General features: G+C 70.5%; 16 protein-coding genes. 6 read left to right on the forward strand and 10 right to left on the reverse strand.

Annotation, left to right across the window (positions count from 1 at the left end):
* Positions 1 to 38: 38 nt before the first annotated feature.
* The 3 genes from purF to ABIE38_RS16795 all read right to left on the reverse strand — a co-directional run bounded on the left by purF (position 39) and on the right by ABIE38_RS16795 (position 3,775).
* On the reverse strand, positions 39 to 1,688 hold the full coding sequence (purF, locus tag ABIE38_RS16785) for an amidophosphoribosyltransferase (protein WP_182659464.1): 1,650 nt from the start codon (positions 1,686 to 1,688) through the stop codon (positions 39 to 41).
* A 150-nt stretch (positions 1,689 to 1,838) separates the two neighbouring features.
* Positions 1,839 to 2,222, reverse strand: coding sequence for a sterol carrier family protein (locus ABIE38_RS16790; RefSeq protein ID WP_354058222.1), 384 nt, complete (start codon positions 2,220 to 2,222; stop codon positions 1,839 to 1,841).
* Positions 2,219 to 3,775, reverse strand: coding sequence for an LssY C-terminal domain-containing protein (locus ABIE38_RS16795; RefSeq protein WP_354058224.1), 1,557 nt, complete (start codon positions 3,773 to 3,775; stop codon positions 2,219 to 2,221). The genes ABIE38_RS16790 and ABIE38_RS16795 overlap by 4 nt, the downstream gene beginning before the upstream one ends.
* A gap of 60 nt (positions 3,776 to 3,835) precedes the next feature.
* Here ABIE38_RS16795 and ABIE38_RS16800 point away from each other — a divergent pair, with 60 nt between their 5' ends.
* The gene (locus tag ABIE38_RS16800; RefSeq protein WP_354058226.1) at positions 3,836 to 4,972 is read left to right on the forward strand and encodes a hypothetical protein; all 1,137 of its coding nucleotides are present in this window, start codon (positions 3,836 to 3,838) and stop codon (positions 4,970 to 4,972) included.
* Positions 4,973 to 4,981: 9 nt separating this feature from the next.
* On the opposite strand, the gene ABIE38_RS16805 is transcribed toward ABIE38_RS16800, so the two are convergent.
* From ABIE38_RS16805 to ABIE38_RS16815, 3 genes are all read right to left on the reverse strand, one after another.
* A complete protein-coding gene (locus ABIE38_RS16805) occupies positions 4,982 to 5,650 on the reverse strand; it encodes a YoaK family protein (RefSeq protein WP_354058228.1) in 669 nt (222 codons plus the stop codon).
* Positions 5,651 to 5,732: 82 nt separating this feature from the next.
* Positions 5,733 to 8,033 carry a phosphoribosylformylglycinamidine synthase subunit PurL gene (gene purL, locus ABIE38_RS16810; protein WP_354058230.1) on the reverse strand — a complete coding sequence of 767 codons (2,301 nt, stop codon included), beginning with the start codon at positions 8,031 to 8,033 and terminating at the stop codon, positions 5,733 to 5,735.
* Positions 8,034 to 8,086: 53 nt separating this feature from the next.
* Positions 8,087 to 9,298, reverse strand: a complete 1,212-nt coding sequence (locus ABIE38_RS16815; RefSeq protein ID WP_354058232.1) for a saccharopine dehydrogenase family protein — start codon at positions 9,296 to 9,298, stop codon at positions 8,087 to 8,089.
* 252 nt (positions 9,299 to 9,550) lie between these two features.
* Here ABIE38_RS16815 and ABIE38_RS16820 point away from each other — a divergent pair, with 252 nt between their 5' ends.
* The 3 genes from ABIE38_RS16820 (at position 9,551) to ABIE38_RS16830 (ending at position 10,548) form a co-directional block, all read left to right on the forward strand.
* Positions 9,551 to 9,742: a hypothetical protein gene (locus tag ABIE38_RS16820; RefSeq protein ID WP_354058234.1), complete on the forward strand. Its 192-nt coding sequence runs from the start codon at positions 9,551 to 9,553 to the stop codon at positions 9,740 to 9,742.
* 175 nt (positions 9,743 to 9,917) lie between these two features.
* Positions 9,918 to 10,118 (forward strand): hypothetical protein, encoded by a 201-nt coding sequence (locus ABIE38_RS16825; RefSeq protein WP_354058236.1) that lies wholly within the window; start codon positions 9,918 to 9,920, stop codon positions 10,116 to 10,118.
* A 238-nt stretch (positions 10,119 to 10,356) separates the two neighbouring features.
* On the forward strand, positions 10,357 to 10,548 hold the full coding sequence (locus ABIE38_RS16830) for a hypothetical protein (RefSeq protein WP_354058238.1): 192 nt from the start codon (positions 10,357 to 10,359) through the stop codon (positions 10,546 to 10,548).
* Positions 10,549 to 10,627: 79 nt separating this feature from the next.
* On the opposite strand, the gene purQ is transcribed toward ABIE38_RS16830, so the two are convergent.
* The 4 genes from purQ to ABIE38_RS16850 all read right to left on the reverse strand — a co-directional run bounded on the left by purQ (position 10,628) and on the right by ABIE38_RS16850 (position 13,060).
* Positions 10,628 to 11,305, reverse strand: a complete 678-nt coding sequence (gene purQ / locus ABIE38_RS16835; protein ID WP_354058240.1) for a phosphoribosylformylglycinamidine synthase subunit PurQ — start codon at positions 11,303 to 11,305, stop codon at positions 10,628 to 10,630.
* A complete protein-coding gene (purS, locus tag ABIE38_RS16840; RefSeq protein ID WP_354058242.1) occupies positions 11,302 to 11,556 on the reverse strand; it encodes a phosphoribosylformylglycinamidine synthase subunit PurS in 255 nt (84 codons plus the stop codon). Before purS ends, purQ begins: the two co-directional genes overlap by 4 nt.
* Positions 11,557 to 11,722: 166 nt before the next feature.
* Positions 11,723 to 12,442: a DUF2334 domain-containing protein gene (locus tag ABIE38_RS16845; RefSeq protein ID WP_354058244.1), complete on the reverse strand. Its 720-nt coding sequence runs from the start codon at positions 12,440 to 12,442 to the stop codon at positions 11,723 to 11,725.
* A 126-nt stretch (positions 12,443 to 12,568) separates the two neighbouring features.
* Entirely contained in the window at positions 12,569 to 13,060 is a 492-nt protein-coding gene (locus ABIE38_RS16850; RefSeq protein WP_354058246.1) for a glutathione peroxidase, read from the reverse strand.
* Between the two features lie 63 nt (positions 13,061 to 13,123).
* Between ABIE38_RS16850 and ABIE38_RS16855 the strand changes: the two genes are divergently transcribed.
* Positions 13,124 to 13,402: a helix-turn-helix transcriptional regulator gene (locus ABIE38_RS16855; protein ID WP_031264401.1), complete on the forward strand. Its 279-nt coding sequence runs from the start codon at positions 13,124 to 13,126 to the stop codon at positions 13,400 to 13,402.
* On the forward strand, positions 13,399 to 13,926 hold the full coding sequence (locus tag ABIE38_RS16860) for a hypothetical protein (protein WP_354058247.1): 528 nt from the start codon (positions 13,399 to 13,401) through the stop codon (positions 13,924 to 13,926). The genes ABIE38_RS16855 and ABIE38_RS16860 overlap by 4 nt, the downstream gene beginning before the upstream one ends.
* Positions 13,927 to 13,959 lie beyond the last annotated feature (33 nt).

Genomic DNA, 13,959 nt, shown 5'->3' on the forward strand with positions numbered 1-13,959 from the left:
TCGGTTCTCCTCATCGGCGCCCGTGGTCGGGCGCCCGGTCAGGGTCGGCGGACGGCGTCCGCGTTGTCGTGCAGGACCAGGTGCCGATCGGGTGTCTCACCGTCGACCTGGGCGGCCAGTGCCAGGACGGCCGCGCTCATCGGCGAGTCGTCCGGGAGCGGGATGGGGTAGTGGCCGTCGAAGCACGCGGCGCACAATTCGTCCCGCGGCTGCCCGGTGGCCGAGATCATCCCGTCCACCGAGATGTACCCCAGGGTGTCCGCCCCGATCGCCCTGCGGACGCCCTCGAGCATCCCGTCGGTGGCGTCGACCCCGTTGGCGATCAGTTCGGCGGGGCTGGCGAAGTCGATGCCGTAGAAGCACGGCCAGCGGACCGGCGGGGAGGCGATGCGGACGTGCACCTCGAGGGCGCCGGCCTCCCGCAGCATCCGGATCAGGGCCCGTTGGGTGTTGCCGCGGACGATCGAGTCGTCCACCACCACCAACTTCTTCCCCTGGATGACCTCGCGCAGTGGGTTGAGCTTGAGCCTGATGCCGAGTTGCCGGATCGTCTGACTGGGCTGGATGAACGTGCGGCCGACGTAGGCGTTCTTGGTCAACCCCTGGGCGAAAGGGATCCCGGAGCCCTGGGCGTAACCCACGGCGGCCGGTGTCCCCGATTCCGGCACCGGGATCACCAGGTCGCCCTCGACGGGGTGCTCGACCGCCAGTTTGCGACCGATCTCCACGCGGGCGGAGTTGACCAGCCGCTGGTTGATCACCGAGTCGGGACGCGCCAGGTACACGTACTCGAAGACGCAGGCCTTGGGGGTGGGCTCGGAGAGCTTGCGCGACCGGACGCCGTCGGCGTCGATGGCGATCAGCTCACCGGGCTCGATGTCCCGGACGAACGACGCCCCGACGATGTCCAGGGCCGAGGTCTCGGACGAGACCACCCAGCCCCTCTCGAGCCGACCGAGCGCGAGCGGGCGCACCCCGTGCGGATCCCTGGCGGCGTAGAGCGTGTTCTCGTCGGAGAACGTCAGACAGTAGGCACCGCGCAGTCGCGGCAACAACCGGACCGCCGCCTCCTCGAGACCCCCGTCGCCCGCCTCGTGGGCGAGGAGGGTGGAGACGATGTCCGAGTCCGAGTGGGTGCTGTTCTCGGTGTAACCCCGGATGCCGATCGTGGTGGCGTAGCGCTTGAGTTCCTGCGTGTTGACCAGGTTGCCGTTGTGCCCCAGCACGACGGAGCCCCCGCCGGTGGTGGGCCTGAACATGGGCTGCGCGTTGTCCCAGGACGCGGCGCCGGTCGTGGAGTACCGGCAGTGACCGATGGCCACGTGTCCGCTCATCGACTCGAGGGTCTTCTCGTCGAAGACCTGACTCACCAGGCCGAGATCCTTGTAGACGAGGACCTGCTCACCGTCCGCGACGGCGATGCCGGCGGCCTCCTGGCCGCGGTGCTGCAGCGCGTACAGGCCGTAGTAGGTGAGCTTGGCGACGTCCTCACCGGGAGCCCAGACACCGAAGACACCGCACTCCTCGACCGGACCGATGCGCTCGGTGTCGATCGGCAGGCCGGTCGGGCCGGGAACGGACGGGTCGGGCAGACCCAGACCGACGGCGGCGCGGCCACTGGTGCGGCGGAGTGATCCGGACGGGGCCGGACGTGACGACGTGCTCTCCACCTGGTGGTGCTCCCTCATGTTTCGGGGCGGTCCGCCCGGACGGACCCCGGCGGTGCTGTTCGAGTGTACGTTCCCCGACCCCCGTGACCCCAGTCCCGTGTCCCCGCCCCTCGGGCGGGGCCCCTCCCCCGGCGCAGGTCGTCCGGACCCGCCCGGGTCGCCGAACGCTCAGCCGGGACGCACCACCGGCAGCCCCGCCGAGACCTCATCGGCCCGGGTCCCCGACGCCCGGACCCTCCCCGCCGCCACCGCGGACTCCCAGCTGCGACGGCCGGTGGCGAGCTCGAGCCAGGTCCTGGGGTCGGTCTCGACCACGTTGGGCGGGGTCCCCCGCGTGTGGCGCGGTCCGTCGATGCACTGCACGGCCGCGTAGGGCGGCACCCGCACCTCGACCGCCCGGCCCGGGAGCTCGGCCGCCAAGACGGCGGTCGTGGCCCGGACTGCCGCGGCGAGTGCGGACCGGCCGGGGGCGTCCGCCTCGTCGTCGTCGAGCCAGCTCCCGACCTCCTCGACCGCGGCGCGGACCGTCGCACCGTCGGGGACGCGCCTCATGTCCGGTCACCCGCAGCCGGGGGCACCGGATCGGACTCCGGCTGCGACCCCTCGCTCGGGAGCCCCCGGCGCCGGGTCCGCCGCGTCCGCCGCCGTTCCTGGGCGGTCCTGCGGCTCCACGTCCGCGTGGCCTGGCTGGTGAGCAACAACAGGATCAGCACGTTCACCGCCAGGGCGAGATAGCCGCCGAGGACGGTACCCAGTTCGGCATCCGTGGTGACGCGGCCGGACTCGGTCGAGACGATGCTCACCACCGTCAGCGTCAGCAACCACACGCGTGGTCTGGCGTACCCAAGGTACGTCAGCAGCGCCAGGACGCCCATCGCGCCGTAGACGCCGCCGATGAACACCGCGAGCACGATGATCGCGGGCACCACCTCGGACCGGTCGAGGCCGGCGAACTCCTCCATGCCCTGGTCCCCGAGGATGTCGCGCAGCGCCAGGATGAGCAGGACGAGGACCGTCGCCGCGACCAGTCCACAGCCGGCGGTGAGCGCGGCCGGACGGGGTAGGTGCCCGGGATCGGGGGCGACGTCGTCGGCCGGCCGGTCGGCATCCCCCGACGCCAGCCCGCCCTCCGCCTGGGGGTCGTCGTACCCGCGGGCGGCCCGCACCACCCCGGGCGGGAGCTCGGCCGCCGCCGCCTCGGGGACCGGCACGGACCGCAGGTCCACCACCGGCAGGTCACCGTCGGTGCGGATCGCGTCGCCCCCGCCGTTGCGGGAGTGGTAGCCGGCGGAGAAGTTCTCGAGCACCCTGACCCCCGCGGCGGGGACGTGGTAGCGGATCGAGTCCACGATGTAGTCGCGCTCCACGTCGATGTCCGCGTCGATCTTGTGCGTCACCTGGAGGGTGAACAGCGACAACCCCACGGCCCGGTCGTAGGTGCCGGCCCCGAGCCACTGCACGCGGTGACCACCGGGCAGCAGCCACCCGTCGGGGCACCGCCAGAACCGGACGTGGTGCCGCTGCGCCGCGTTGCCCTCGACCTCCTGCTGATAGGCCAGACACTGCCTGCGGCCGAAGAGCCGCAGGGGGCTCACCGGTGCGGAGGGGTAGGACCGCCGGAGCACCGAGGACATGATGATCCCCCAGGAGGAACGGACCGTGATGTCATCGGCCAGCACCCACCCGCAGGCCGTCATGGCCTCGTGGATCTGACGGGCGGTGCCGTCGACGGCCAGGTTGACCGGATCACCCAGCAACCCGTCCGACGTCCGGGTTCGCGCGATGAAGTACCCCGGCACGTACACCGAGGTGATCAGCGTCTGCAGCCGGGGCAGGACCAGATAGGCGACCAGCGCCCAGAACGGGATCAACAGGAACAGATGCCACCAGGTGTGGCGCCACACGTCGTCCAACAGCCGCCAGCCGAGCCATCCGGCCGCGAGGGTGGCCAGGGTGAAGAACACGGTGTCGACGACCTGGCCGGGCAGCGCCGGCCGCACATCGTCGTCCCGCACCTTGGACGGCAGGCGGGCGTAGACCGGGGGCGCGGTCGGCGTGGACCGCTCCGCGCCGGGCGACTGCACCGCTCGCTCACTGGTGGGCATGGCTCGACGATAGTCGGCGGTACGGGCCGTGTGGACCGCGATGACTGCCAGAATGTCCCCGTGCCCACGACCGATCCGACCCCGGCGAGCAGCCGCGGCGTCCACGAGGAGTACCTGCGGTCGCTGGGACTGCCGCTGATGATCGTCCCGTCCACACGGTCGCGCGAGATACTCACCCGGTCCGCCGGGGTCAGCGCCGGTCTCGCGGTGGCCACGGCCGGCCTCTCCGCGTTGGACCGCTCGAACGACTACGCGGTGGCGTTGCTCGACCGGGTCGGCGAGGACTCCCCCGAGTGGGATGAGATCGGGGTGAGCGATCCGATCATCCTCCTGCTGTTTCTGGCGCTCGGGTTGTTCGCCGCCGCGCCGCTCGTCGGCTGGCTGGTGGCCCGCGTGGTGCGACGCCTGGACCCGGTGGCCGGCTCCGTCGTCGGGCTCGCCTCGGCGGTCGCCCTCGTCGCGGCGTCGCCACTGAGCTTCGAACCCCACGACGGCCCGGGCCTCATCACGACGACCCTGCTTCTGGTGGCGGTCCTGGTGGGCACCTACATCGGTGCGGGTTCGCTGGTGCGCTGGGCCGCGCGGCGGGTCCGGCGCGAGCTCGGCACCATGGGCCACATGGTGGCCAGGGTCCTGCCGGTCCTCATGTTGGCCGTGCTCTTCCTGTTCTTCAGCGCGGAGATCTGGCAGGTCATGGTGGCGCTGTCCTGGCCGCGGACCTTCGCCGTGGTGGGCGTCATGGGTCTGCTCACCGTGCTGCTGGTGGCCATCACCACCCGGGACGACCTCCACGACGAGCTGGAGGCGCGGGCGCCGGGCCGGGAGCTGCGGGTGTCCGAGCGGATCAACATCCTGCTGGTCCCGGTGCTGGCTACCCTCATCCAGGCCGTGTTGTTCGCCTGCCTGGTCTTCCTGTTCTTCGTGTTCCTGGGGTGGATCGCGATACCGGAGGCCACCGAGACCCGGTGGACACTGCGGCCGACGGAAGACCTGGGGGGCCTGTTGGCCGGCGTGCCCGTCAGCGTGACCCTGGTGCGCGTGGCGCTGACCCTCGCGGCGTTCTCCGCCCTCAACCTGGCCGCGGCGGCGGCCTCCGACACCGCCCACCGGGCGCGGTTCGTCCGCCCCATGATCGACGAGGTGGTCCACGGCCTCGCCGCGCGTGAGACCTACCACCGGGCACGACGACGAGGCTGACCCCGACCCTCAGGCCCCGCGGTTCTCCCGACCACGCAGCCAGACCGTCACGAGCAGAGCACCGGTCACGACCGCCGCCGCGACACCCAGCGCGGCCACTCCGAGGCGCACCTGGAGCACCGCACCCGCCACACCACCGAGCGCGAGCGCGGCCCACAGGGAGACCTGCTGACGATAGGGCGCCCAGGAGCCCCCGGCCAGCGCGTCCACCAGCCGGTGGGCGGACTTGACCACCGCACCGGTCATGTAGGTGACCCCCAGCGAGACCTCTCCCCGCGAGTGGAACACCGAGTTCATGGCACCCATCGACGCCGCGACCACCGTCATCGACAGCGGCGCCCCGACGACCGTGGCGGCCGTGAGCCGGTGCACCGCGAGCGCCACCAGTAGCAAGGAGGCGACCAGGGCCAGGACGGCCGGGCGATCGTCCCGGGGCCGGAGGCGGGTGACCACCGCGCCGGCGACGGCGCCGAGGAAGAACGAGACCAGGACGACGGCCGCGATCCCCGCGCCACCGAAGTCACCCTGCACCAGGTCGACGGCCATACGCGTGGAGTTGCCGCTCATGAACGACACGAAGTAGCCACCCACGACGAGGAAGCCGACCGCGTCGACGAACCCCGCCGTGCCGGCCAGGACGACGGCGAGCAGCCGCTCTCGTCTGCGGAGATCACGCATCGGGTCGCTCTCGACCGGGTCGGCGCCGCCTGGTCCGACCCCGACCGGCCCGTCTCAGAACCACTGTCTCAGAACGACCGTCTCAGACCGGGTCGACGCCGAACAGCGCCGGCAGCGTCCCCTCGTGGGCGGCGCGCAGCTCCCCGGTGGTCAGGGTGAACTGCCCCTGGACCTCGAAGGTCCCCGACTCCGGGTCGGTGACGGCGATCCGGGTGTGCGGGATGTCCTGCGCGGTGAGCATCTGCTGGAAGCGGATCTCCTCGCCCCGGGGGACCGACACGATCACGCGTCCGGACGATTCGGAGAAGAGCCACACGAACGGGTCCGCGTCCGCGGGCAGCACGACCCGCAGGCCGCACTCCCCGGCCAAAGCCGACTCCACGAGCGCCTGCGCGAGGCCGCCCTCGGACAGGTCGTGTGCGCCTGTGATGAGGCCGTCCTTGGAGCAGGTGGCGAGGATCCGGGCGAGTGTGGCCTCCCACCGGAGGTCGACCGTCGGGGGCATACCTCCGAGGTGCCCGTGGGCGACCTGCGCCCAGATGGACCCGTCGAGCTCGTCGCGGGTCTCACCGAGAAGATAGACGCTCTCCCCCGGCGTGTCACCGAAGGCGGTCGGCGTGCGGCGGGCGACGTCGTCGATCACGCCGAGCACGCCCACGACGGGGGTGGGGAGGATCGGGGTGGACCCGGTCTGGTTGTAGAACGAGACGTTGCCGCCGGTGACGGGGATGCCGAGCTCGGCACAGCCATCCGCGAGACCGTGGACGGCCTCACGGAACTGCCACATCACCCCCGGGTCCTCGGGGGAGCCGAAGTTCAGGCAGTTGGTCACCGCCACCGGGGTGGCGCCGGTGACGGCGACGTTGCGGTACGCCTCCGCCAGGGCCAGCCGGGCACCGGTGTACGGGTCGAGCTTGGTGTAGCGCCCCGACGCGTCGGTCGACAGCGCGATGCCGCGGCCGGACTCCTCGTCGATGCGCAGGACACCGCCGTCGGCGTTCTCCGCGAGGATCGTGTTGCCGCGGACGTACCGGTCGTACTGCTCGGTGATGAACTTGCGCGAGCACAGGGCCGGGCTGGAGATCATGTCCACCAGGGTCTGGCGCAGCTCCTCGCCGGTGGCCGGGCGGGCCAGGTTCGCGGTGGTGTCGGCCTGCAGGGCGTCCTGGTCGGCGGGCCGCTCGAGGGGGCGCTCGTAGACCGGCCCCTCGTCGGCCAGCGACTCCGGCGGGGCGTCCACGACGGTCTCGCCGCGGAACTCGATGGTGAGCCGGTCGCCGTCGGTGACCTCGCCGATGTCTGCGGCCAACACGTCCCAACGGCGGCACACCTCCATGAAGGCCCCGACGTTCTCCGGCGTCACCACGGCGCACATGCGCTCCTGTGACTCGCTGGAGAGGATCTCGGCGGCGGACATGCCCTCCGCGCGCAGCGGGACGTTGTCGAGCACGACGTGCATGCCGCCGTCGCCGGCCGCGGCCAGCTCGGAGGTGGCGCATGCCAGGCCGGCACCGCCGAGGTCCTGGATGCCCACCACCAGCTCGTCGCGGTACAGCTCGAGGCAGCACTCGATGAGGACCTTCTCCATGAAGGGATCGCCCACCTGGACACTGGGGAGCTTGCGCGGTTTGACCGGTGCGCCGTTCTCGTCCACATCGAAGGTCTCGGACGCCAGCACCGACACGCCACCGATACCGTCGAGACCGGTGCGGGCACCGAAGAGGATGATCCTGTTGCCCGTGCCGGAGGCGAACGCCAGGTGCAGGTCCTCGACGCGCATGACTCCCGCACCGAGGGCGTTGACCAGCGGGTTGGCGGCGTAGGACTCGTCGAACACCGTCTCACCACCGATGTTGGGCAGGCCCAGGCAGTTGCCGTACCCGCCGACACCCGCCACGACACCGGGGAGCACGCGGTGCGTGTCGTCGGCGTCGGCGGGGCCGAAGCGGAGCTGGTCCATCACGGCCACCGGCCGCGCACCCATCGCCATGATGTCGCGGATGATCCCGCCGACACCGGTCGCGGCGCCCTGGTAGGGCTCGATGTACGAGGGGTGGTTGTGGGACTCAACCTTGAACGTCACGGCCCAGCCGCCACCGATGTCCACGACGCCGGCGTTCTCACCGATGCCGGCGAGCATGGACGAGCGCATCTCGTCGGTGGTGGTCTCGCCGAAGTAGCGCAGGTGCACCTTGGACGACTTGTAGGAGCAGTGCTCCGACCACATGACGGAGTACATCGCGAGTTCGGCGTCCGTGGGGCGGCGGCCCAGGATCTCCCGGATGCGGGCGTACTCGTCCTCCTTGAGTCCGAGCTCCGCCCACGGCTGGGCCAGCTCGGGGGTGTCGGAGGCGTGCGAGATGGAGTCCACGTGAGTCGTCACGGGGGCGAGTCTAGTCGGCCCACGGCGGGCCGCGAATCCGCTACCAGCCGGGGCTAGGTGGACAGCACCTCGAAGGTCAGGCCGCCGCGCTCGACACGCTCGAGCAGCGCATCCCCCATCGCCTGGGCGGTGGTGAGTTGACCCGAGAGCGCGGGAAGATCATCGAAGGCCAGGCACAGGGCCGACTCCGCGATCATCATGGCCGTCTCGGTGTACCCGGGGTCGCCGCCGCACACCCGCGTGACCACCCGCCGCCCGCCCCCCAGCGCCACGAAGGTCACGTCGAACGACGAACGCGCACGGCGGGACTCACTGGGCCCGGCACCGCGATCGATCCTCTTGAGCATCTGCGACCTGATGGGGCCGATCTGGGCGCCCACGGTCAGCGCCCCGACTCCGACCATGCCCGCCGTCGCGGTCAACGGCGACTTGACCGAGGCGTAGTGCGCGTACGTGAAGTCCGGGCCGTAGCTCTCCAGTGCGGCCGCGGACCGCAGCACGATCTGCGGGTCGATCGTGGGCAGTGGCACCAGCCACCGGCCGAGGACGCTGTCGTGGTGCGGTTTGCCGGTGACCGACTTGATCCGCCGCCCCTCGACCCTGCCCTCCTTCTTGCGCCGCGCCTTCGCCGTGCGACCCGCCTCACGGAGTCTGGCGAACTGGCCGATGGCCGAGTGGAAGGTGCCCCCGGAGAACTGGGCGTCGGCGTGGACCGCACCGTAGACCGCGACCGGCACCCCCTCGGGGACCTGCTTCATCGTGTAGAACACCCCCATGTCGTGGGGGATGGAGTCGAAACCGCACGCATGGATGATCCGCGCGCCGGAGGCCACGGCCTTGTCGTGGTACTCGAGGTACATACGGTCGGCGAACTCGGGCTCGCCCGTCAGATCCACGTAGTCGGTCCCGGCCTCGGCGCACGCGGCGACCAGCGGCTCGCCGTACTCGAGGTACGGCCCGACTGTGGTGATGACGACCCGGGCCGCGCGGGCCATGTCCGCGAGCGAGGCCGGATCCTCGGTGTCCGCCACCACGACCCCTGGGGCAGGGACGTCCGGCATCTCAGCGCTGAGTCGCGCCACGAGCGCATCGAGCTTGACCCGCGACCGACCCGCCACGGCCCACGCACCACCCTCGGGGAGGTTCCGCAGGAGGTAGTCGGCAACCAGACCGCCGGTGAACCCGGTAGCCCCGTAGAGGACGATGTCGAACGGCCTGGTGGACCTGTCGGACGCGGACACGGGCTGGGTGCTGGATTCGCTCACCCCACATTTCTACCGCATCCCGCGGGATCGGCGACCGCGGCCGGTCCTGCCCTCTGGCATCCCGCCGTCGGTCATCCCGCCGCCCGGCCTGTCCGCCACGGTCACGATCCGGCCTCAAGGGTTCTCACCTCCTCACGGAGGTGAGATGATCCTCATACGCCCGGCCTCGGGCTGAGCGTTGACCACCAGGGCCGCCGCTCTTATCGCGCCACCCCGCCCAGAGCGGGGGACGCAGAGACGAAGGAGTCCCTCATGGATCTGACCGGTTCACTGCTGGAAGCCGGAAACTCGGTGTTCGAAGTCGTCTACGGGAGCTTCGAGGGCACCGGGTCGTCGTTCATAGACACCCTTGCCACCGCTCCGGCATTCGCTTACAACATCGTCCTGATGTTCATCGGCGGCCTGGGAGGCGACCTCGGCAGTACCGGCAGCAGCGGGATCTGACCTCCGGTCGGCGGCGGGAAGCGGGTCCGAACTCGGTGAAATGGCATTAATCCATGGAGTAAGACCTGGTCATGTGCCCAGATGGATGTGCACAATGATCACGCGCGCGCGGCCACCCGGGTCGCCGCCATTCGCCCAGGCCATACAGGCAGGGTGACGACTCTGAGGAGACCCCATGGACCTCACCGGTTCGCTTCTGGACGCAGGAAACTCGGTATTCGAGGGCATCTACGGCAGCCTGGAGGGTGGCACGGGATCGGCGTTCCTCGACACGCTGATCACGACCCCCGCGTACCTCTACAACTCCCTGCTGATGCTCATCGGCGGATTCGGCGGCGACCTGGGCAGCACGGGCGTCTTCCCCGTCCCCGCCTGACCGGTCGCGGAGTGGTCCGGCCCTGACATCCCGGGCCCGGACCACTCCAGCCGTGTGGCGGTCGCGCATTCCGCGCGGAGGTGGCACCCGCGATGTGACGGGAGTGATTCCTGCCACTGGCGTGACCAATGTTGCACATGTTCCTCTCAGAAGGTGCAGAATCAATTGGCACGCGCGACCATCCGGGTCGCCGGCACTCGCCCCGAGACCGCTCGGGGCGACTACCCGAAGGAGTCCCATGGACCTCACCGGTTCGATTTCCGAAGCCACCGCCCCCCTGAGCGCCGAGTTCGGCAGCCTGCTCGGCAGCCCGACCGGGTCGTCCGCCATCGACACCATCCTCGGCACCGTCTTCCTGCTGCCGAACCTGCTCCTCAACGTCGTGGCCGGCATCGGCGCCGACCTCGGCAGCACGGCCGGGCTTCTCTGATCCCGCCACATCTCTGCTGAACGAAGGGCCCGCAGGGAGAGATCCCGGCGGGCCCTTCGCGATGGGCATGGCGCCCGAGTCAGGCGGTGACCACCGAGTCGAGGGCCGACAAGAACAGCCCCAGCCCGTCGTCGGAGGGCCCGGTCAACGGGTCGATCGCGTGCTCGGGATGGGGCATGAGCCCCACCACCCGTCCGTTCTCGGAACAGATGCCGGCGATACCGTTGGTCGAGCCGTTGGGGGCGTCCCCCGCGAAGCGGAACACCACGCGACCTTCGCCCTCGAGCTGCTCGATCGTCTCGGCGGTGGCCATGTACCGGCCCTCTCCGGACTTGAGGGGGATGAGGATCTCCGCCCCGTCCTCGAACCGGCTGGTCCACGCGGTACCGGTGTTCTCCACGCGCAGCCATTCGTCGCGGCACACGAAGTGCATGTCGCGGTTGCGGCCGAGAGCGCCGGGCAACAGGCCGGCCTCGCAGAGGATCTGGAAGCCGTTGCAGATGCCCAGGACCGGCATGCCGCTCCGGGCAGCCGAGATGACCTCGCCCATGACGGGGGCCATCGAGGCGATCGCACCGCATCGCAGGTAGTCGCCATAGGAGAAGCCGCCGGGTACCACCACGGCGTCGACGCCCTTGAGGTCCGCGTCGTCGTGCCACAAGGACACGGCTTCCGCACCGGACATGGTGACGGCCCGCGAGGCATCGATGTCGTCGAGCGTGCCGGGGAAGGTGATGACGCCGATCCGAGCGGTCACGAGGCCACCTCGGCGGTGTCCACGCGCACGATCTTCCAGTCCTCGATCACCGTGTTGGCCAGGAGCGACGAGGCGATCTCCTCGAGCTCGGCGTCCGATACGTCGTCGGCGACCTCGAGCTCGAACCGCTTTCCCTGCCGGACGTCGGTGACGCCCGCGTGGCCGAGTCGGCCCAGTGCCCGGTGGATGGCCTGGCCCTGCGGATCGAGAATCTCGGCCTTGGGCATGACTTCGACGACGACTCGGGCCACGGTGGAACTCCTCGATCGGTGGAAACGCGGGGCGGACCCGGACCGGCCGGGGCTCGATTCCCGATCCTACCCGGACTCGGCGGGGTCACCGAACGGCTCGGGCCGGGGCTGTGCACCCCCGCCCGGGCTGCGGAGGACTGTGCCGCCGGGGAGGCCCGGCCCTCGCTCAGGCCGCGGAGGCCAACACGACCCTCGGCCACTCATAGCGGCCGGCGACGGCTCCGTGCTCACCGGTCACCCGGTCCACCGCGTCCAGCAGGGCCGATCGCGGCACACGGCGCGAGAGCTGAGTGGCGGAGACGTTGACTCGCACCAACCCTCCGGCAGCCGCCGTCCGACAGGCCGCGGTGACGAGGGCCCGGCACCACCAGGAATCGGCGATGAACCCCTCCCCGATCGACAGCGCACGGCCACGCTCCGTGGTCCCCCGGACCACGTCATGGATACCGGAGAGGGCGGCGCACACCCGGAAGCCCGCCCCGGGCAACGCCTCGAGACAGCCCGGAGACGCGTTCCACCGCGGTGGGGCGAACAGCCGCGTCCGGAGGCCCATGTCGGCCATGATCCGGTCCGCTGCCGCCAGGCGGACGGCGGCCTCCGCGGGCCCGATGGAGGCGAACTCGGGACGGCGCGGGCGGGTCGCGGCCTCGTCGTAACCGCCCAACACGATCGAGTCACCCTGCTCGCGGCGGTGCCGTAGCCACCCCTGCGTGGCCCGGTCCTCCGACATCCGATACTCGCGTCCTCGCCTCGGCGCGACGAGCAGTGAGACGGGGACCGACCGCCGCTCGAGTTCGCCGACCAGGTCCACGGCGCCCTCCAGCGTCGACTCTCGCAGGCCCGAGATGGAGACGATGAGGCGGGGGGTGGCCGGGCGCTGTGTCATGCCGCCCATCCTCGCAGTCGGGGATGACAGGGTGACGACGACGAGGTGTACGTCCGGTGTCCCGACCGGACGTGACGGCCCGGGCGGACGTGGCGGTCCGGGCGGACGTGACGGTCCGGGACGAGGTCAGACCGGGAGGACGTCCTCGATCGCCTCGGTGAGCTCGGGGGCACCGGGCTCCACCTTGGGGCGGAAGCGGCCCACGACCTCACCCGCCGGGGACAGCAGGAACTTCTCGAAGTTCCATTGCACGTCACCGGCCTCACCGTCGGCGTCGGTGACCGCGGTCAGCTCCGCGTACAACGGGTGCCGGTCAGGGCCGTTGACGTCGACCTTGGCGGCCAGAGGGAAGGTGATGCCGTACTTCTCGGTGGTGAACTCCTTGATCGCGTCCTCGTCGCCGGGCTCCTGCCCCATGAACTGGTTACACGGGAACCCCAGGACGAAGAACCCGCGGTCGCGGTAATCATCGGCCAACTCCTGCAGGCCCTCGTACTGCGGGGTGAGTCCGCACTCGCTCGCCACGTTGACCACCAGGACGGCGTGACCCGCGTAGTCACCGAGTCGGGCCTGCTCGCCGTCGATGGTCGTGAAGGTGATGTCGTGAAGGCTGCTCATGTGAGCCAGCTTACGCGGCTGCCATCCTTGACATTTCGTTGGGTTTTTACAACACTACATTTCATGAGCCCAGTGCGACGGGGAGAAAAGCTCCCCATCTACAACCGGATCGCCGTCCTGCGGGCCGAGCACCGACTCAGCCGGGCCTCGCTCGCGGAACGGATCGAGGTCAACCCCCAGACCGTGGGGGCGCTCGAACGGGGCGACCACTACCCCAGCCTGGATCTGGCCTTCCGCATCTGCGCTGTGTTCGACCTGCCGGTCGAGGCCGTCTTCTCCCGGGAGGAGTTCCAGCCGATGTCCACCGAGATCTACCGCCGCACACGAGAGGACACACCATGAGCACCGCCACCGATCACACCCTGACCTCCGCCGAACGACGCTACGAGAAGACCGTCGAGCGGCTCTCCACCAGCCTCTCCTCGTGGCGCACCCCGGAACGCCGCCGATTGCTGGTCCGGTTGAACTGGGCGTGTGTCGCGGTCATGGCGGCGATCGCCGTCGCCGGGTTCTTCTGGCTCCCGATCGTCATCGCCTGGCTGCCCATGACCGTGGCCATCTGCACGGTGTGGACGATGCTGCGCACCGTCATCGACGTCAAGGACTCCGCGCCGCCGCGCTACCTCGACGAGTTCGAGACACAGACCCTCCTGCACGCCAGATCCACCGCGCTGTCGGTGCTCGTGGGAATCTGCTTCGTGATCGGATTGGTGCTGGTCTTCGGCTCCACTATGGAACTCGGGGACGGCCACCGCCTCGCCTACGCGATGGGCGGACTGGCGGTTCTGGCGGTCTTCGTCGGGGGGATCATCCCCGCCGCCGCAATGGCCGCGACCATGGACCCCGCCGACCCCGACGAGCGCTGAGACACCCGGAGCGACCACCCGGCGCGCCAGTCC

Source organism: Dietzia sp. 2505, assembly GCF_040546785.1.
In the GTDB taxonomy this organism is placed as follows: Bacteria; Actinomycetota; Actinomycetes; order Mycobacteriales; family Mycobacteriaceae; genus Dietzia.